This window comes from Micromonospora sp. DT81.3, assembly GCF_049847225.1.
In the GTDB taxonomy this organism is placed as follows: Bacteria; Actinomycetota; Actinomycetes; order Actinomycetales; family Microbacteriaceae; genus Microbacterium.
The window spans coordinates 1-16,843 of record NZ_JBNCNY010000016.1; the positions used below are offsets into that span (position 1 = coordinate 1).

The 16,843-nt window shown below is 64.7% G+C and carries 21 protein-coding genes; 10 read left to right on the forward strand and 11 right to left on the reverse strand.

The annotated features are described in order from the left end of the window. The 3 genes from ACPW96_RS21470 to ACPW96_RS21480 all read left to right on the forward strand — a co-directional run. A partial coding sequence (locus ACPW96_RS21470) for an IS30 family transposase (RefSeq protein WP_425885634.1) occupies positions 1 to 425 on the forward strand: 425 nt, incomplete at its 5' end. A 129-nt stretch (positions 426 to 554) separates the two neighbouring features. Next, positions 555 to 1,750 (forward strand): IS3 family transposase gene (locus tag ACPW96_RS21475; protein WP_425885636.1). Its coding sequence is split into 2 segments (ribosomal slippage): positions 555 to 825 and positions 825 to 1,750, totalling 1,197 coding nucleotides; the frame shifts between segments, so codons are not numbered across the junction. Between the two features lie 12 nt (positions 1,751 to 1,762). After that, on the forward strand, positions 1,763 to 2,782 hold the full coding sequence (locus ACPW96_RS21480) for a PDDEXK nuclease domain-containing protein (protein WP_425885729.1): 1,020 nt from the start codon (positions 1,763 to 1,765) through the stop codon (positions 2,780 to 2,782). 284 nt (positions 2,783 to 3,066) lie between these two features. Here ACPW96_RS21480 and ACPW96_RS21485 read toward each other — a convergent pair whose 3' ends face one another. Then, positions 3,067 to 4,044 (reverse strand): hypothetical protein, encoded by a 978-nt coding sequence (locus tag ACPW96_RS21485; protein WP_425885638.1) that lies wholly within the window; start codon positions 4,042 to 4,044, stop codon positions 3,067 to 3,069. A 1,326-nt stretch (positions 4,045 to 5,370) separates the two neighbouring features. Here ACPW96_RS21485 and ACPW96_RS21490 point away from each other — a divergent pair. From ACPW96_RS21490 to nrdH, 3 genes are all read left to right on the forward strand, one after another. Continuing rightward, on the forward strand, positions 5,371 to 7,470 hold the full coding sequence (locus ACPW96_RS21490; protein ID WP_425885640.1) for an FtsK/SpoIIIE domain-containing protein: 2,100 nt from the start codon (positions 5,371 to 5,373) through the stop codon (positions 7,468 to 7,470). A gap of 12 nt (positions 7,471 to 7,482) precedes the next feature. Further along, complete coding sequence (locus ACPW96_RS21495) at positions 7,483 to 7,764, forward strand: hypothetical protein (protein WP_425885642.1); 282 nt, start codon at positions 7,483 to 7,485, stop codon at positions 7,762 to 7,764. A gap of 65 nt (positions 7,765 to 7,829) precedes the next feature. Beyond that, positions 7,830 to 8,063 (forward strand): glutaredoxin-like protein NrdH, encoded by a 234-nt coding sequence (gene nrdH / locus ACPW96_RS21500; protein ID WP_425885643.1) that lies wholly within the window; start codon positions 7,830 to 7,832, stop codon positions 8,061 to 8,063. A 65-nt stretch (positions 8,064 to 8,128) separates the two neighbouring features. On the opposite strand, the gene ACPW96_RS21505 is transcribed toward nrdH, so the two are convergent. Continuing rightward, complete coding sequence (locus ACPW96_RS21505) at positions 8,129 to 8,359, reverse strand: hypothetical protein (protein WP_425885645.1); 231 nt, start codon at positions 8,357 to 8,359, stop codon at positions 8,129 to 8,131. A 43-nt stretch (positions 8,360 to 8,402) separates the two neighbouring features. Next, a complete protein-coding gene (locus ACPW96_RS21510) occupies positions 8,403 to 8,903 on the reverse strand; it encodes a hypothetical protein (protein WP_425885647.1) in 501 nt (166 codons plus the stop codon). A gap of 132 nt (positions 8,904 to 9,035) precedes the next feature. Here ACPW96_RS21510 and ACPW96_RS21515 point away from each other — a divergent pair, with 132 nt between their 5' ends. The 3 genes from ACPW96_RS21515 (at position 9,036) to ACPW96_RS21525 (ending at position 11,490) form a co-directional block, all read left to right on the forward strand. Next, complete coding sequence (locus ACPW96_RS21515; protein WP_425885648.1) at positions 9,036 to 9,395, forward strand: hypothetical protein; 360 nt, start codon at positions 9,036 to 9,038, stop codon at positions 9,393 to 9,395. 96 nt (positions 9,396 to 9,491) lie between these two features. Beyond that, a complete protein-coding gene (locus tag ACPW96_RS21520) occupies positions 9,492 to 10,682 on the forward strand; it encodes a hypothetical protein (RefSeq protein WP_425885650.1) in 1,191 nt (396 codons plus the stop codon). Positions 10,683 to 10,785: 103 nt separating this feature from the next. Then, positions 10,786 to 11,490, forward strand: coding sequence for an SOS response-associated peptidase (locus ACPW96_RS21525; RefSeq protein WP_425885651.1), 705 nt, complete (start codon positions 10,786 to 10,788; stop codon positions 11,488 to 11,490). Positions 11,491 to 11,551: 61 nt separating this feature from the next. On the opposite strand, the gene ACPW96_RS21530 is transcribed toward ACPW96_RS21525, so the two are convergent. Beyond that, positions 11,552 to 12,097: a hypothetical protein gene (locus ACPW96_RS21530; RefSeq protein WP_425885653.1), complete on the reverse strand. Its 546-nt coding sequence runs from the start codon at positions 12,095 to 12,097 to the stop codon at positions 11,552 to 11,554. A gap of 48 nt (positions 12,098 to 12,145) precedes the next feature. Then, the gene (locus tag ACPW96_RS21535; protein ID WP_425885655.1) at positions 12,146 to 12,766 is read right to left on the reverse strand and encodes a hypothetical protein; all 621 of its coding nucleotides are present in this window, start codon (positions 12,764 to 12,766) and stop codon (positions 12,146 to 12,148) included. Positions 12,767 to 12,861: 95 nt separating this feature from the next. On the opposite strand from ACPW96_RS21535, the gene ACPW96_RS21540 reads away from it, so the two are divergent. After that, entirely contained in the window at positions 12,862 to 14,022 is a 1,161-nt protein-coding gene (locus ACPW96_RS21540; protein WP_425885657.1) for a hypothetical protein, read from the forward strand. Between the two features lie 151 nt (positions 14,023 to 14,173). Here the strand turns inward: ACPW96_RS21540 and ACPW96_RS21545 are convergent, their stop codons facing one another. The 6 genes from ACPW96_RS21545 to ACPW96_RS21570 all read right to left on the reverse strand — a co-directional run bounded on the left by ACPW96_RS21545 (position 14,174) and on the right by ACPW96_RS21570 (position 16,754). After that, a complete protein-coding gene (locus ACPW96_RS21545) occupies positions 14,174 to 14,476 on the reverse strand; it encodes a hypothetical protein (protein WP_425885658.1) in 303 nt (100 codons plus the stop codon). Continuing rightward, positions 14,473 to 14,748: a hypothetical protein gene (locus tag ACPW96_RS21550; RefSeq protein WP_425885660.1), complete on the reverse strand. Its 276-nt coding sequence runs from the start codon at positions 14,746 to 14,748 to the stop codon at positions 14,473 to 14,475. The genes ACPW96_RS21545 and ACPW96_RS21550 overlap by 4 nt, the downstream gene beginning before the upstream one ends. Next, positions 14,745 to 15,113, reverse strand: coding sequence for a hypothetical protein (locus ACPW96_RS21555; RefSeq protein WP_425885661.1), 369 nt, complete (start codon positions 15,111 to 15,113; stop codon positions 14,745 to 14,747). The genes ACPW96_RS21550 and ACPW96_RS21555 overlap by 4 nt, the downstream gene beginning before the upstream one ends. 209 nt (positions 15,114 to 15,322) lie before the next feature. Further along, the gene (locus tag ACPW96_RS21560; RefSeq protein ID WP_425885662.1) at positions 15,323 to 15,733 is read right to left on the reverse strand and encodes a hypothetical protein; all 411 of its coding nucleotides are present in this window, start codon (positions 15,731 to 15,733) and stop codon (positions 15,323 to 15,325) included. 4 nt (positions 15,734 to 15,737) lie between these two features. Beyond that, entirely contained in the window at positions 15,738 to 16,511 is a 774-nt protein-coding gene (locus ACPW96_RS21565; RefSeq protein ID WP_425885664.1) for an HNH endonuclease family protein, read from the reverse strand. Positions 16,512 to 16,523: 12 nt separating this feature from the next. After that, a complete protein-coding gene (locus ACPW96_RS21570; protein ID WP_425885665.1) occupies positions 16,524 to 16,754 on the reverse strand; it encodes a hypothetical protein in 231 nt (76 codons plus the stop codon). Positions 16,755 to 16,843: the final 89 nt, after the last annotated feature.

Genomic DNA, 16,843 nt, shown 5'->3' on the forward strand with positions numbered 1-16,843 from the left:
GCACCCTGGTGGAGCGGCAGACCCGTTACGTGAAGCTGCTGCACCTGAGCGCGCTGACCTCGGCAGAGCTGCATGCCGTGCTCGTACGCGTCCTCGGCGAACTGCCACCGCCGTTGCGGCGGACGCTGACCTGGGACCAGGGCACCGAGATGGCGCGGCACCTGGACGTGACCGCCGACACGGGCACGAAGATCTACTTCTGCGACGCCGCCAGCCCATGGCAGCGCGGCACGAACGAAAACACAAACGGGCTGCTACGGCAGTACTTCCCCAAGTCGACCAACCTCGCCGTGCACTCCCCGAAAGACCTCGCACGAGTCGAGGACGAGCTCAATCGTCGGCCACATCTCACCCTCGGGGACCGCACCCCAGCGGAGCTCTTCGGACGGCTGCTACAGTCGGAGAATCGCCCCTCGTTGCGATGACCGCTGGAAACCAAGCCGTCGAAACTGACCAGTTCTCAAGCGTCGCCGACACTGGGGTTGACCCCGGATTCCGGACACTGACCAGGCGGGTTCTGCGTGTTCGCGGGCCTGTCGGGGAGGATGTCCGTGATGGGCACGAGCAAGAGGAAGACGTATACGCCGGAGTATCGGCGTGAGGCCGCCAGGCTGGTGATCGATACGGGTCGGACGGTCGCGGCGGTCGCCCGGGAGATCGGGGTCGGTGAGCAGCTGCTGGGCCGGTGGGTCCATGCCGAACGCGCGCGGGCTGGCGGTGGGGTCGAGCCGCCGCTGGATGTGGATGAGCGTGCCGAGCTGGCCCGGTTGCGCCGTGAAGTGCAGGAATTGCGGATGGACAACGAGTTCCTGGGAAAAGCGGCGGCCTTCTTCGCATCGAAGCAGAACCCGAGGAGCGGTTCGCGGTGATCGAGGCGGAGAAGGCGAACCAGACGAGCACGATGACGATCACACGGATGTGCCGGCTGCTGGGGGTGGATCGTCGCCGGTTCTACGAGTGGCGTGCCCGGCGGGCCGCTGGGCCGTCGCCGCGGCAGCAGCGGGCGGCGGAGCTGACCGTGCAGATCCGCGGGTTCCATGCCGTGTCCGACGGGACGTACGGGGCGCCGCGGATCCACGCGGATCTGCAGGACGCCGGCGTCACGGTGTCCCGGAAGACGGTCGCGAAGCTGATGCAGGCTGACGGGATCACGGGGATCAGTCCGCGTACCTGGCATCCGCCGACCACGATCCGAGGCTATGACCCGTTCCCCGTTCCCGACCTCGTGGAACGGCAGTTCGATCAGGGTGATCGGGACCTGGCGTGGTTCTCGGACATCACCTATCTGCATACCGGTGAGGGGTGGGCGTACCTGTGTGTCGTGCGGGACGGTCACACCCGTAGGGTCCTGGGCCGCACCGTCGCCGACAGCCTGCACACGGACCTCGTCGAGGACGCCCTCCGGCAAGCGGTCGCTCTCCGCGGTGCGCTACCGCGGAAGGTCGTGTTCCATGCGGACCGGGGCACCCAATACACCAGCGCTCAGCTCGCGAAGGCGGCGGCCGAGTTCGGAGTGCTCAGGTCGATGGGCCGCACCGGGGTGTGCTGGGACAATGCCGCGGCGGAATCGTTCTGGTCGGTGTTCAAGAACGAGTACTACCACCGGCACGTGTTCGCCACGATCGCCGCCGCCCGCCGCGGCACCTACGTCTGGATCGACGGCTGGTACAACGCACGCCGACGCCACTCCGGCATCGGCAACATCAGCCCATTAGAGTACGAACGCCGCCAGCTCACGCTGGCAGCCTGACCAACCAACCACCTGTCCGGACTTCGGGGTCAGCCTCAGCTCGTTCGCCGCGCGCACGAGGCGCGTTTTGCGGTGCAGCGGAAGGCGAACACCGAAGTGGTTGCACTTTGGTGGTTCATCGGTCACACGATCATCGAGCGGCAGCAGGCTGAGCCGTGGGGCAGCGGTGTACTCGCCCGGCTCGCCGCCGACCTTCGCGCCGAGTTCCCCACCATGAAGGGCTTCTCCGAGTCGAACCTGAGGTACGCCCGGCGACTCGCTGAGGCCTGGCCAAGCGAGGACGCCATTCGCCAACAGCCTGTTGGCGAATTGCCGTGGAGCCACACCATCCAGCTGCTGGACAAGCTCGAGGACCAGCATCTCCGCGACTGGTACGCCGCCCAAGATGCCTACCACGGGTGGAGCAGGGCCGTGCTGCAACACCAGATCGCGACCCGCCTGCACGAGCGAAGCGGAGCGGCGCCATCCAACTTTGCGTCGGTGCTGGAACAGGGGGACTCGGAGCTTGCCCAGCAGCTCACAAAAGATCCGTACGCTCTGGACTTCCTGGCGATTGATTCCGACGCAACCGAACGTGAACTTGAGGAGCGGCTTACCCTCCGGGTTGTTCAGACGCTCCGCGAGCTCGGCGCCGGGTTCTCGTTCGTCGGTCGACAGGTGCACTTCGACGTGGACGGCGATGACTTCTTCGTGGACCTGTTGTTCTTCAACTGGCAGCAGGTCCGGTTCGTGGTCGTCGAACTGAAGACCAGCAAGTTCGACCCTCGAGACGCCGGGCAGCTCGGCTTCTACGTCGCTCTCGTGGACGACCGGATGCGGATCACGGAACTGCACGCGCCCACGGTCGGTATCCTGCTCGTCACTGACAAGAACGAGACGGTGGTGAAGTATTCGCTCGCCGGCTCGACACAGCCGGTAGCTGTAAGCCGGTACGAGCTGTCACAGGCTGAACAAGCGACACTGCCGGCTGAGGAGACCCTGACCAGGATCGCGACCGAGGTGGCCGAAAGCGACGAAACCGCGGCCATCTGAAATAAACGGTCACTACCGGCGCCGGCTCGGTGTCATCATCGATCCCATCGGTGCGGACGTGTCGACGTCGCCGCCTCCGAGGTTCAGCACGGCGCGGGCCGGCGCCGCCGAGCTCCTGAGCGAAAGTGAGCATCTTCTGCGTTGATCGCCCGAGCCGGTCCAAGGTCGTGATGACCGTCTTGCCGCGCGTCGAGCGCGGAGACGAATTGCGGCAACGAGTCCGCTTCTTGCCGATCCGTGGATTGCTGACGCGCCTCGCGCGCCCCTCGTCCGGCTGGCGATGCTCACTCTCGGCGCTTGCGGCCGACTACTAAATACCGCTTCCACCATGAATCGCGCCTGCTGGCCAGTTGCGTCTCTGCAAGTACCTTTCGAACCTCGTTCAGCAGGTCAATCGCCTCAGTCTGAAGTCGCAGCGAGACATCTGCCGCCGCTTCAGTCTGTGCCGCCCCGCGTCTCGGCAGTATGAACTCGATCGCTAACGACGCCGCGACACCTAGTAAGACGCCGGACAGGACCAGGAGAAATTGCGCGAGCGACTCCAGAGCCGGATCCGACCACCGAACGTAGGGTTCCATGGCTAGGTCTTCTCCGTAGTCCGCAAGATTCCATGTCGGAGTGTCGCCGGGCACGATTGAGGCGCCACCCTCGGCGGCCGGGGCGACGACTTCGGCCACCTCACCGGGTTGAGCAACGATCGAGGCACGAATCGATGTACCGGTGGGTAGCTTTCGCTCAGTATTGTCCCCGAGTGCCTTGATGTCCCAGAACGGGTTCACGCCGTACCTGATGTCGGGCAGGCGAGCGACGCGTTGGTCCAGGGAGCTTGCGACCCATCGTTGGCGGGGCTGGAGGGAGAACACGATCTCATCAGCGCCCCGGGTTGATTCAACGGTCACCCTTTGGAAATATCGCGCCTTGAGATCAAATCTGACCGTGCCAGGTGATGGGCTTGCGCACGGCCCCCCGCCGTCGATTGTGACATCGAAATATCGCTCCGAACGGCTATCGGCTATTGCTGATCCCTTGACCAGTGATCCCGGCTCGAACTCGGCTCCGCATCCAACCTCGATGAACACCACAGGCAAAGGTGTGTTGTTGTCGATGTCGGCCTGTCCCACGTCCAGCGCAATCGGCGTCTCCCCGTCTGTGGAGAAGTTGTGCTCCGAAACATCAAAAATGCGCAGCCGGAAGTTCACTCGCCCCGACGGGTCGAGTTCTAGCTCCGCTCGGACCCTCGCGTCCCGACCGGGATCTTCCACCGCTATCCATTCCCCTGGGGCCGTTCCCCATCGCCACTGAGGGTGGTTGAACGGCCCATAGGTTGACCGCAATCCCGGCCGCTGCCGTGGCGGCTACGAGGCTCCACCGCAGGATCCAGCGAGGGGCGCCTGTCATTCGGCGGATCCCTTGCCGTGCGCCCTCAGGCGCGGCCGGTTGCATCCGCGGAGAAATCTACTCTCCGGGGACTCGGTCTTGTCGGGCGTCGCGCATTCGCCGGGCACTGACGACGAAGGCGCGATTCCACCCCTGCTTCCACCCATGACATCACCGTACGGTGACGTCCCTGGGGTACGTCACCGTCAAGCGATATAGCAGGTCGCTGCGGAGCAACGATGCGGCGGTAGGGAACGTCGACAAAGAAGACGCCGATTCTTACGTGCACAGTGGTGGTCAGCGATCGGGAGGTCGAAGCTAGAGAGCGTCGTGGGGGCGTTCTGTTGAGGGACCTGCTTGCGATTGTTCAACGCCCGGATGGGCATCCGGCGACCTGCGACATCCCGCGACCCGGTTCGGATCGCGATTGTCAGGCCGCCTCTCAACGGACCTTGACCACCTCACCGCAGCCGTCGATGTGCAGGGCGAAATCGCTCGGCTCGACGGTGATCTAGGGTGACCGGGAACCACCTCGGTTCACTCAGGACCGCAGTCCGAGTCGATCCAGCAAGCGATCCCAAGAGCGCCATCGCGAGCCTGGGTACCAAGATGCCGGTTTTGTTCGCTTGAGGATTCGTCAATTGACGTGCCCTCAGCGAGTGGATTGTTCGACGATCGCGCCCGGTGCCCGGGTAGCCCTGGAACCGCTACCCGGGCGCCGGGCGCTGTCGTCGAATAATGGATGCGCCGCGCGTTGGGCTGGTCAGGTGTCGAGCGATTCGTTCCACTCCGCGCCCAAGACCCACGAGAGGGCCGACATGCGGCCACTCGCCGTCGTGGACGGGGCGCCGACACCCTGATGCGGCAGCCTGTTTGCGCCGGGCGGCTTTTCGACTACTGACAAGTTCCGTGGCACGAACCATCCGGCTGGGCACTCCATCATCGCTGCAATCTCGCGGAAGGCTCCAGACCCGGCATCACAAATCGTGTGGCATCGGACAGTGGCCACACACTTGTCAGTAGCGCCACACAACTTGTCCGCCCCCCTTGCGGCCACCCAACGTGGCCGCGGCTCCACCGACCTGTCAGTGCGGTGATGGGGGAGGGGACACCAGGATTGCGTCAGTTCGAGATTGTCCGCGAACCACAGCATCCGATGCCTATAACCCTCAGGAGGTCGCGAGACTCGCGACCGGAGCAGGAGGCATCTCATGGCAGCAACTCGCGTGGCGCGGCCGCCGGCGGGATCAATATCCCCGCCGGTCATCTCGCTCGGCGTCCTTCCTCGCCGGCAGCTGACCGGGCTGATCCCCGCGCTGCTCGCGATCGGTGCGGCAACGGCGGTCACCGGTCTGAACACGGTGCGACCGTTCACCGATCTACTCCCACTCATCTGGACGTGCGCCATCGTCCTGGCGGGTCTCTCACTCGCGGCCGGCATCAGAGCATTCCAGCGAGCCGGACGGGTGGATCCCGCGATCGAGGCGGTGCTGCCCGTGCTCGGCGCCTCCCAGCCGACCCGTGCGCTCGTGGAGGTACAGAAGTGGACCCGCGGCTGGGTGGGCGTGCCGGCGCGGATCAAGATCCGCTACGCCAAGCACGTCAACGACCTCGACCCCCGATTCCTCGAGCTGATTCTCGGCGCCTTCGCTCGCCGCATCGGCGAGGAGTACCGCGTGCGCAAACACAACATGCGTCGCTGCATCCTCATGCTCGAGATCGCGCCCGCAGCTGACCCGGTGACGCGGGAACAGCAGCGAGCACACGACGTGATCAAGCAGGTGCTCCACCCGACCGCCACCATTCAGGTCAGCTCGGCAGCAGACGGCACCGTCTCGATGATCGAGGTCAAGCACAACGTTGGGCCCCGGATGGCTGTCGTCGCACGCCGGATGCAGATCGAGAAGGTGATCTCATCCATGCTTCCCGGCCGCTGGCGGGCACGCTGGGATCTTGAGGGCGACAAGGTCGTGTTCGAGGTTCGCCCGGAGATGCCCGACATGGTGCTGCACGAGGTGGAAGGAGAGCCTGGTCGCCTCAGCCATGCGGCGTACAAGACCTTCAAGATCCCCATCGGGCCCGATGAGGACGGCACGGTGCAGTATTGGCAGCCCTCGGTCTCGCCGCATTGCCTCGTCATCGGTGGCACCGGTTCCGGGAAGACGAGCTTCCAGCACACCGTCCTTACTCATCTTGCACATGCGCGATGGCGGGTCTGGGTTCTCGACGGCAAGCGCATCGAGTTCGCCGGCTTCCGCGACTGGCCCAACGTGGAGCTGGTCGGCGCCCGAGTAGAGCACCAGGTGCGCATGCTGCACGCCGCGCACGAACTCATGGAGGAGCGGTACACGCAGCTCGAGAACAACACCGCTCGACTGGAGGACTTCGACCCGCTGGTGCTGATCATCGACGAGTACGCCACCTTCAAGGCGCGCGTTGAGCGTTGGTACAAGACGGTCAAGCCGAAGGGAGCGCCGCCAAAGGCGCCGGTGCTTGATCTGCTCTCCGACCTCGCACGCCTGGCGCGCAGCGCGAAGATCCACATGCTCCTCGGGCTGCAGCGCCCGGACGTCGAGTTCCTTGGCGGCGAGATGCGCGACAACTTCGGGGCGCGGGTCAGCTTCGGTCGGCTCTCGCCCCAGGGCGCCAACATGATGTGGGACTCATTCGCCATTGGTGTCGCGATCCCGCGCAACAAGCGCGGCCGCGGGGTCACGCTCAACGCGGAGTCGCAGCCCGTCGAGATCCAGGCGTACTACACACCGGATCCCGCCAAGCTCGACTCGAGCGACGTCGCCGACTGGGCCCAGATCGAACGACTCCGTCCCAAGGCGGAGGACTATGGCCGTGTCATGGTGCGCGAGCCCGATTCAGACCTCGATGGCCGCGATGAGGAGATACCGCCCGACTACTACGAATGGGCTTCCGCTCGCATCGTGCCCTGGACCAAATCCGCTGCGGATGCCGGCACTGCCCCTGCTGCCAGCAGCACCATCCGCGCCGCTGCGTCCGCCGGGGTCCGATTCGTGCCCACCGACGTCGACGACCAGGACGGAGCGGGGATCGCCGATATGGACAGCGACGGGTACGGCGCTGCGGTCGAGGGTCCTGCAGTGGAGCTCGAGATCGGAGACCTGCTGCAGACAGACTTCGCGCTCGAGCTCTGGGGAGTCGTTGAAGGAGTGGAGCCCGACGTCGTCGACGAGGACCAGCTGGCGATCGAGTACCGCGATTTGGAGACGGGCGAAGAGGGGCTCCTGACGATCTCGGACAACGAGGTCGTCACCTATCGCCGACCCGAGGACGCTTGAGAGGAGCGTGAAGTGACTGGACAACCGCACGTCTCGGAGGATGACTGGATCAGCATGCTGCTGCTCCTGACCCTCGCCGTCGGAACCGGAATCGTGTCGCTCGGCATGTTCCTGGACCCGCTCCGCGCCTGGATGCTTCAGTATCACCTGCTCGAGCAGGGAGATGCGGTCACCCTGCCTCTGTTCGACGGGTTCGGGTTCGGGTTGGGGCAGATCCTGGTGGTCATCAGCCTCCTGATCGCCGGGATCGCACTCATCGTCTGGCTCAAACGTCGTTCTGCCGCCCGGATCTGAGAAGCGAATGTCTGAGCTGCCCAGCAGTCTCAGCTCGAGGAGAACAGGAAGGAGGTAGCACCCTCATGACCACAACCGTCTACACGAAACCCGCATGCGTCCAGTGCCAAGCGACGTACCGCGCGCTTGACGCGAAGGGCATCGAATACGAGGTCCTCGACCTTTCGCAGGACGCCGACGCGCTCGAGCAGGTCAAGGCACTCGGGTACCTGCAGGCGCCCGTCGTGATCGCGGACGAGGACCACTGGTCGGGCTTCCGTCCGGACAAGATCGACGAGCTCGCGAAGCGCCTCGCCTGAGGCAGCAGAGATGCCCGCCGGCGGGACAGTCGGCGGGCATCTTCGTGTTTGGACCGTGGACTTGATCAGCGCGGCAGGTGAGCTCGAGCCCACCGCGTCAGCAGTTCGTTCCGGAGGCGGACGTTGCACTCGAGCAGCTGACGAAGGCCGGCGGCGTCCGCCGCGGCAGCGTCGTCATCGACGAGTGTGCGAATGCCGCCAGCTCCAATGGCCCAGGCGGTGAGCTCGTCGAGGCTGACGTCGACGGTGGCCGTGACGATCGCCGGCTGCGTCCATCGCACCGTGTGCGCAGCCATCGATCAGTCCGGGCCGACGAGTGTCATGATCGGCTCTGCTCGTTTACGCGGCCGTGCCGGCTTCGAGCGGGTAGCGGAAGCCGATCGTCCGGTCCCACATCTCGGCGGCGCGGGATAGACCGTCGTACTCGAGCACTCCGAGATTGTCGGAACTAGAGACCAGGGAGCGCCCGGCCAAGCGGGTCGAGATCTCGGCGCGGAGTGCTTCCATGACCGCCCCAGCGGTGGAGTAGTCCCAACCGTCGTGGTGGCAGGAGACCTCCTCGAACAGGAGTCGGGTGCGCTCGATCTGCAGCAGCTGCTCTCCGTCGGCGGTGGGGATGATCTCGGCGACGGGCTGCCAATCATAGCGGGGCGCGGTGATGTGCTCGCCGGTGGCGAAGCTGACGCTCGAGTGGTTCTCATCCCAGAGCAGCTGCCCGAGAGCGTCGGCAGTGATCACGATGTCGGCAGCAACCGCATCGGAGCGGTGGGCCGTGGTGGTGATGCAGGCCGCAGTGACCAACAAGTCGATGGAGTCGCGGTTCAAGGGGAACGCACGCATGGCTGACCTCCTCAAGCATAGTGAATCTGACATTCACAAACTATCGGCGGCGCAGCTGACTGTCAACACCTTCTTCCTTGTTGCGGGATGTGCTCGAGTTGTCCGTTTCGCCAGTGAGGTAGCTTTCCGATCATGTGGGTATCCGGGGACGGTCATCTGAACACCGCAGCGTGTTCGCTGCAGTCGGTAGAGCACTTGCTGCCGAGCCCAGGCCGGCGGGCAGAGTTGGCCGGGCAATTGGCTGACTTCGACCCCTGGCGAGACGGTGGTATCGGTGAATCGATCGCCGACGAGGTCGGCAAGTTCAGAATCGATCCGGATGAGGAGTCCAGATATGAAGCTCAGCCGCTACCCATGGAGGTGATTGACCGATTCGGGTGGAACAACATCGCAGATGCCGATAGTGCAGAGATCGAGCTCGCGAAGGTTCCCCTCCGATGGCGTCTCGACATGGCTGACGTGATCGACGACGTGATCGACTCGCTCGAGTGACTCGAGCTATCGCGAATCTGCTGCCCGTGCTTCTGTGATCCAGTTCGTGACCGTCAGGCGCCCGTCGAGCGTCCGAAACGAAGGATTGACGAAAGCATGGACAACATCCAGGCATCGCTCTTCGGCACGCGGAATCGGACAGATTCGAGACCGTCAAGGCACAGCGAATCCACCTATGCGTTCCTCCGACGTGCAGCCGGACCGGTGTGGGACCAATGTCGCGACCTCATCGATGATTGGCTCCGTGCATACCCAGAAAATGCGCGGGCTGCACTGAGGGCGCGACTGCGATCGGGCAATGATCGCGAATTCACCTCTGCCTTCTGGGAGCTTTACCTGCACGAGATGTACCGGGGGGCCGGGTGGACCATTGCGATCGAACCGTCGGTCGCGACACGGCCGGCCCGCCCCGACTTCCTCGTCTCCAAAGGCGATGTTGCCTACTACGTCGAAGCACGGTGCATCGTCGAAGGCGGAAGCGACGGAGGCGCGGCGGCTCGGAAGCAAACGGTCTTCGATTCGCTCAACGAAATAGACAGTGGCCCGTTCCACCTGTCGGTGACAACTGTGACAGTTGGAGCGAATATGCCGTCGACTAAGACACTGCGCCGGGGATTGGAGAAGTGGCTCGAAGGACTCGACCCGGACGCCGTCGACTACGGCGTCGACGGGGAGCAACCGGGGCATCAATTCAAGTGGGTGGAGGATGGCTGGCATCTCGTCTTTCACCCCATGCCCCGTGATGTTGGCGTCCGCGGGACCCGAGCGAAACGAGCACTGGGTGTATATCAGGATGCCGAAGCTTCGTTCATCGACGACATCACGCCACTGCGCCGAGCGTTGTCAGAGAAAGGTTCCAAGTACGGCGAGCTCACTCATCCGCTGGTGCTCGCTATCAACGCGGGAAGTAGCTTCCATGACGAATACGACACTCAGCAGGCGCTTTTCGGGACCGTTGGATGGCGATTCGACTTCAGGGACCGTGACGCAGGAGCGACACCTGTGTTGACCAAGCCGGGGTATTGGGGGTGGCCGGGCCAACCGGCTCATACACACGTCGCAGGCGTCCTCCTAGCGGAAGGCATGCACTACGCGAGGGTCGCTCAGTACGCCCCGGCTTTCTGGCCGCATCCGAGCGCGGCGCAAGGCGTCGCACCTCTCGCCAGCTGGCGGGTTGCGCACCTCGTTGACGGTCAGACGGCATACAGCGAGCCGTCAGTATCAGCACCAGATCTCTTCGGCCTACCGACGGGGTGGCCTCTTGGCGAGCCGTTCCCCCGGCGATGAGAAATTTGAGACGCGGCCGTCGATCGCCAAACCCTTAATCAGTGGGTTCAGAGTGCAACCCCCAACCTTCTGATCCGTAGTCCAGCTGCAGGAGAATAGCGGCATGTGCGGCAGATTTGCGTTGAACGCCCGAACAGATGAACTCATCCGGGAGTTCGTCGCCGAGGGCGGCGACTTCAAGGAGTGGACACCTCGGTACTCGATCGCACCGACCCAGACTGTGCCGATCGTGCGGGAACGCGCCGATCCAGCGACCGGGGCGTTTCGCCGGCAGGTAGAGGCGGCGGTGTGGAACTTCCACCCGTCGTTCATGAAGGACTCCAAGCGCCCCAACTTCAACACCCGCATCGAGACCGTCGCGACCAACGGTCTCTGGAAGGGCGCCTTCGCGTCGTCGAGGGCGCTGTTCCCGATGCGGGGCTACTTCGAGTGGACGGGAACGGCGGGCAACAAGCAGCCGCACTTCCTGCACTCGAAAGATGGGGGGCTGCTCGCGGCCGCGGGGATCTACACCGCCCGGAAGATCGAGGACGACTGGGAAGTGTCCGCATCGATCATCACCCGACCCGCGCGGGACGCTTCCGGGGAGATCCACGACCGGATGCCGGTCTTCCTAGAGGCGGACGTGTGGGACGAGTACCTGTCCCCGGACAAGCTGGATGAGGTGGGTAAGCAGGACATGGTGCAGCTGCTCACCGTCGAATCCGACCGGGTCGCCGGAATGATCACCAGCTACGACGTCGACCGGAAGGTCAACAACACCCGAACCGCCGACCCCACCGACCCAACTCTCATCGAGCCCGTGTAGGCCGTCTGTTCCTTCCTCCTCACCTGCCATGTGAGGTGCATGGATGCCCGACCTTGGACGGCTATGTGGTGATACCGCAGATGCGGGAGATCTCGCTGCGGGTGAGCACGATGGGGTCGTTGGTATTAGCTCCTGCGTCGCGGGCGCGGTCCGTGATTTCTGCGGCGAGGGTCTGGATGGGTTCTTCGAGGCTCGGCCACCGGTCGTCGAGGATGGGTCGGGATCGCGCGTTCCAGTCCTTACCGGCGGCCGGGGTGAGCACGGTGAGGCCCAGCCCTCTCTTGAACTGGTCGAGGTCGCGCGCTAAACCCCCAGGGATGAGGTCGCCGAGAAGCTTCTGCTCGGCGTAGGTTCCAGCTCCCAGGAACACGAGTGCGGCAACGGGGTCGGGGCCGACCCAGTCTTCGGCTGATCCGGGTGGCATGGTGAGCATGCCGGGCATGAACGGTCGACGGTAGCGGATGTCCTCAGCGTAGGTGTGCGGCAAGTGCAGGGTGAGGTGGATGAACGGGATGCCCTGGTCGAGCGCGTGGACGGCGTGCGATGCCTCGTGCACCGCGGTGTGCCGCAAGGTTCCGTGGATGGGGCAGATTGAGTCGCCGGGCATGCTGGCCTCCGGTAAGTGGGTCGTTCGACAAGCGAATCGTGTCGAGCTTTACGATGCGATGGGTTGCTCGTCGAGCTCGCGACGCCACTCACGGCCCTCCAGCGCGTAGACGATGGCGAGCGGAAGTCTGGTCACCGTCCTCTTGCCGCTGAGCTCCTCGGGGTCGGCTGGGATGTCACTGATCTTTACTTCGCGGGTCCAGGATTCACCGGCCGGCACCCGCACCATCAGTGCAGGCAGCTCGACCGCGGCCGGAAACTCGATCTCTCGGATGGTGACGGGATGTCTACTGCCGTTGAAGATGTCCAGGTGCACGCTGGTCATCTGCTTGTCCGAGTCGGGACCGTATCCGGCGCCGCCGCGAACAGTGACTTCCACCCGTGCTGCGTCGGCAACGATCGCGGCTTCGGCCGCCGCGGCTTCGCGTTGCCGGTCGTTGTCGGCCTTCTCCAGCGCCTCCTGGCGGGCGGCCTGGTCAGCGCGGAATGTCTGCACGGCCCAAAGCAGGGTTAGTACGGTCGCGATCGCGCCGAACCAGGTGCCGGTTGCTTCGATCCACTCAGGCTTGAAGTCCCCAAGCCAGATCAGCGCGACAGCGGCGCCAAGCGCAGCACCTCCGAGTGCCCACATCGCGTGCACGATCCAGGCATGTCGGCGACGTTTCGTCATGCTTGGAACGATAGCGATGCCATGGCACGAACCGGATGCCGGGCCCCCCCGGGCGTGGGCGTCCGCATGTCGGGATTGAGCGCTTCCGTCGGTGCGTGGCGCGTAGCAAAGATCAGCAGGTCAGGGGCGGCGCGGCCGAAGCTGCCCCGGCGGCGGCGCCTACGCTCACCGAACGCCGCGACGGCTTTGCGTACGGCTACTGGATGAATTGCGAGTGCGGTGAGGCGTCCTACCTTTCGCCAGAGGACTACTTCGAGGGTGAGAACGCGGCGCGGATGCGATGCGAGCACTGTGGGGCGAGTATCCATTTTGGACCGGCCGTTGCCGCGCTGCGGGACCGGGATGACCCGGCGCTGCGAGACGATATTGTCCCTACCCTTGCGTGGTACCACACGAGCACGACAGCAGATTGGCCGTCACCTAGCTACGCGGCGCAGTTCGCAAAGGCCCTCTCGTGGGTTGAGCGGGACTTCGGCATCAGCCGCGACCGGTACATCGCCAAGGAGACATCGAAGGCGCTGCACGTCGGAACATACGAGACGGCCATCGAGAACATGCTGCGCCGGATGGACGACCAGGCCGACGGTGGCTCTCAGTTCTACCTGTACCGTGTCGCACTCGCCCTCGACGCAGGGCGAATCAATGCTGGCTATCGCGACGAGAATCACGCGGTCGCATCAGACATCAGCATCCGCGAACTCGAGGAGGAAGGCCTCGACGCTGTCCGGTACCTCAACGTGCACGAGGCGATGGGTGTGCTGTCCCTTGCCGTGCGCCCTCAAGTAATCGCTGCAGTGCAGATGATTCCCATCCCTATTCAGGGACTTTCCGTCGCGATCGATCCCGCGATCTTCCGCACCGATGTGGAGGCATTGGCACGCGTAACGGGAGAGCTGGAAGCGGCTGATGAAGCAGCCGCCGCCATCATCGATTCGCGAGACCGCCGAATGATGGAACTCGGTGCACGTCCGGATCCAACCGGACTAGCCAAGCGGGCCGGAAAACTTCGACACCAGTACTACGACCGATGGCGCCAGCTCGAGGACCATCTCGGGGAGCGGTGCCTGCCGAACGCTTCTGGGGCCATTCGTCACGACTTCAACGAAGCCATGGCGAGTTGGCGAAGCGCGCAGCCCCAGACCGACGGCCACGACTTTGTGGAGAGGTATCAATGCCTCGCAGCTCTGATCGAGCGCTCCGAGAGTGTGATCGACGCGGTGGGGGCGCAAGAGTGGCGAGTCGCTCAACCACGGTAAGTCGCCTCTAAATCATTTATGTGAAGAGAAGCGGCACCCGGCCGGAGCTAGTAGAAACTGTCAGATTCACTACATAGTTACCGAGGGAGGGATCGTCGCCCCGAGGGGCGGAGGGATCACCTGCTCGAACGGCCGGGTGCCGGGGTCGATATTACCGCTGGTCGGTGATGGCGGACGAGGGTGTCTCTGCGGATTCCTGTGTGAGCTCGCGCGCGAGCCGGTCGAGAACCTGTGGTGTCAGCGGTTCCTTGTCGGCGGTGGCTTTGACTGCCGCGATTGTGGCCAGGACCGTTTCGTGGTCAGCGGTGACGGGCATGGCGCGCTGCAGTTGACGGAGGCGCCCGATCAACCCGAGGATCCGCGACTCTTCGGTTTCGGTTCCGGCGTAGCTCGCGGCGAGCTCGAGGGAGCGCTGAATGGTGCGGTACTCGGTGGAGGTGAGCGTTGTGGTCATGAGGTTCTCATCGGTTGAGTGAGTGCGGCGAATAGTCGATCGACGGTCGGCTGGTCTGGTCCGCAGCTGCGCGTGGGGTCGACCCGCCGCGCGGCATGGAAGTGGTGGCGATAGGTCTGACCGTTTGTGTCGACAAATCCGGGTCCCTCGCCCTCGATGGCGGGAAGCGTCTGACGGACTGTCACGATCTGCTCGCTCGCAGTGCGTCGATCTCGGACGATGACACGATCTTCGGGCGCGAGCTTGTCCCAGTCGTGGAGGTCGTGCGTCATGCGGCCGCCTGGATGGTCCGCGTGGTGCGCCGGCGGCGTTCGGCTGCTCGGGCTGCGTCGGGGCAGCTGAGGCCGTCCTCGCCCCCGGGGCAGGAGGCTCGATCGCGGCATCCGTAGGAGTAGCCGGTCTCAGTGCCGTGCGAGATCTCTCGCGTGCTGTTGCGGATGGCCGCGAAGTACTCGCGGTAGTAGCGTCGGTGCTCCTCCGTGCATGTTGGCTCCCCGCCGGCGTGGTTCGGGCAGGTGTCAATCGACTTGCAGCCGATGTTGAAGCCGTGGACGGTGCCGTGCTTGATCGACGTCAGTGGTCGCTGCGCCGCCGTGCGTCTGGGCGCGGGCCCCGCAGCTGGGGTGGGCGCGTCCAAGAGGATCCGAGAAGCGCGTAGGACGGGCTTGTCCCGGGGCTGTTTGGCGATCGCCCAGTCTGACCGGGCCGCAGCGTGTGCGTCGGCGCAGGTCATGACGGTGGGGTGCTTGTGGTTGGGGCAGCCACCTCGGCTCTTGCATCCGTGCTCGTAGCCGGCGGGGCTGCCGTGCGTGACTCTTGGCGTCTCTGGGGACGTCGCCGCGGTGCTCATTCGATCTCGAACTCGAGGAGCAGGTCGAGAGCGTCGGCGAGCTCGCGCAGACGGTATGCGCGCCGGCCTCCGATGACGTGGCCGAAGAGGTTGATGAAGTGCACCTCGCGGGTGAGGGTGTCGGCGAGGGCGATGGTGTGGATGTCGTGCGCATCGATGTATTGCCAGCCGAGCAGGTTGTGGTTGTCGACGTGCGCCTGAGCCCACCGGAGGATGAGCGCGCCGAGCGGCCCGGATTCCGTTGCTCGCGGTGCGAAGGGTCGCGCGTGCACGATGGCGTCGATCCCGGTGACGCCGTGTCCGGACGTGCGCAGCTCGTACTCGTTGAGGGGGATGTCGAGGAAGAGGTCGGTGTATCGGGTTCCGGTGTCGTCTGTGATCGTGATGGAGCGGAGGCGATGTGCCATGGGGTCATTCCTCGATTCGGCCCGCGGTGCAGCTGGCGAGCTGCGCGGTCAAAGTGTTGTGGTCGGCTACGGGGATGGTCAGCCCGTACGCGGTGAGCACGAAGACGAAGCGTGCGGCGTAGGTGCAGCGGTAGGACTCGTCGGGGGCGGTCCACTCCGTGGGCCCGCTGTCGCCTTTCGCCTGGTTTACGGTCGTGATCTGCAGGTTGGCGGGGTCGTTCGCGAACTGCTGCCGGAGCTCGGGCGTCCATTCGTGTGCCCCTTGCGACCAGGCGTAGGCGAGGGGGACGAGATGATCTGCCTGGACGGGCTGGAAGCCCTCCGATCTCCGCTCGAAGATCACGGTCTCGCCGGTGTAGGCGTCGTGCAGGATCCCGTAGAGCACCACACAGCCGTTGGTCCCGGGTTTGGTGACGATGTCGATGAGATCTCGAGCGAGCATGTCATTGCGGGTGTCGCAGCCATTCCGGTCGACGTCGGCCCACCGTTGCCCGAATAGATCGCGGTCGTAGGTGTTCGCCTTCTCCGGCTCGTCGATCGTGAGCTGCTCGAGCTGCTCGAGCGCCGCGCTGGCTTCCGGTACGAGATCCCCGGCGCTCTCTGCTGAGACGACGGGGGCCGGCAGCGGGGCGGCCAACTCCGTTGTGCCGAGACCTGCGCCGGCGAGTCTGGGTCCGAACAGGACAACCGCGCTGATTGCGAGAAGCGCAGCGGCGGACCACGCGATCGCCGCGCGTCGGGTCGATTTGTAGCTCAGTCGATGAAAGAGGGTGCTCATGAGGGTGTCCCGTCAGAAGTAGATATTGGCGCCGGCGGCCGCGGCGCCGGCGATCGCGAGCGTGCTCGAGCTGGCGATCGCGACAGAGGTGCGGATGTTGCGGCGGTAGGCGGTGATGCCTTCGGTGCGCCGTGCCTCGAGGGATCGGTGCCGGTGGTCATCGGCGATGATCAGCCCGACGATGCCGGCCACGCCCAGGAGCAGCGGCCAGAATTGGTGGAAGACGTCGATTGCCTGTTCCATGAGGACTCCCTTCGAGAGGTGCTGCCTGGTATAGGCCGCGGCATTGGGTGGTCGCGGACAGATGAGTTCCGGGGGCGGGGTTTTGGCGT

What these genes read in the sequence shown, in the direction of transcription:
- ACPW96_RS21510 (WP_425885647.1), bottom strand. Translation starts at nt 8,903, where the DNA reads ATGCGTGCGTTCCCCTTGAACCGCGACTCCATCGACTTGTTGGTCACT.
- ACPW96_RS21565 (WP_425885664.1), bottom strand. Translation starts at nt 16,511, where the DNA reads ATGAGCACCCTCTTTCATCGACTGAGCTACAAATCGACCCGACGCGCG.
- ACPW96_RS21535 (WP_425885655.1), bottom strand. Translation starts at nt 12,766, where the DNA reads ATGACGAAACGTCGCCGACATGCCTGGATCGTGCACGCGATGTGGGCA.
- ACPW96_RS21550 (WP_425885660.1), bottom strand. Translation starts at nt 14,748, where the DNA reads ATGACGCACGACCTCCACGACTGGGACAAGCTCGCGCCCGAAGATCGT.
- ACPW96_RS21560 (WP_425885662.1), bottom strand. Translation starts at nt 15,733, where the DNA reads ATGGCACATCGCCTCCGCTCCATCACGATCACAGACGACACCGGAACC.
- ACPW96_RS21515 (WP_425885648.1), top strand. Translation starts at nt 9,036, where the DNA reads ATGTGGGTATCCGGGGACGGTCATCTGAACACCGCAGCGTGTTCGCTG.
- ACPW96_RS21525 (WP_425885651.1), top strand. Translation starts at nt 10,786, where the DNA reads ATGTGCGGCAGATTTGCGTTGAACGCCCGAACAGATGAACTCATCCGG.
- ACPW96_RS21490 (WP_425885640.1), top strand. Translation starts at nt 5,371, where the DNA reads ATGGCAGCAACTCGCGTGGCGCGGCCGCCGGCGGGATCAATATCCCCG.
- ACPW96_RS21530 (WP_425885653.1), bottom strand. Translation starts at nt 12,097, where the DNA reads ATGCCCGGCGACTCAATCTGCCCCATCCACGGAACCTTGCGGCACACC.
- ACPW96_RS21505 (WP_425885645.1), bottom strand. Translation starts at nt 8,359, where the DNA reads ATGGCTGCGCACACGGTGCGATGGACGCAGCCGGCGATCGTCACGGCC.
- ACPW96_RS21570 (WP_425885665.1), bottom strand. Translation starts at nt 16,754, where the DNA reads ATGGAACAGGCAATCGACGTCTTCCACCAATTCTGGCCGCTGCTCCTG.
- ACPW96_RS21520 (WP_425885650.1), top strand. Translation starts at nt 9,492, where the DNA reads ATGGACAACATCCAGGCATCGCTCTTCGGCACGCGGAATCGGACAGAT.
- nrdH (WP_425885643.1), top strand. Translation starts at nt 7,830, where the DNA reads ATGACCACAACCGTCTACACGAAACCCGCATGCGTCCAGTGCCAAGCG.
- ACPW96_RS21545 (WP_425885658.1), bottom strand. Translation starts at nt 14,476, where the DNA reads ATGACCACAACGCTCACCTCCACCGAGTACCGCACCATTCAGCGCTCC.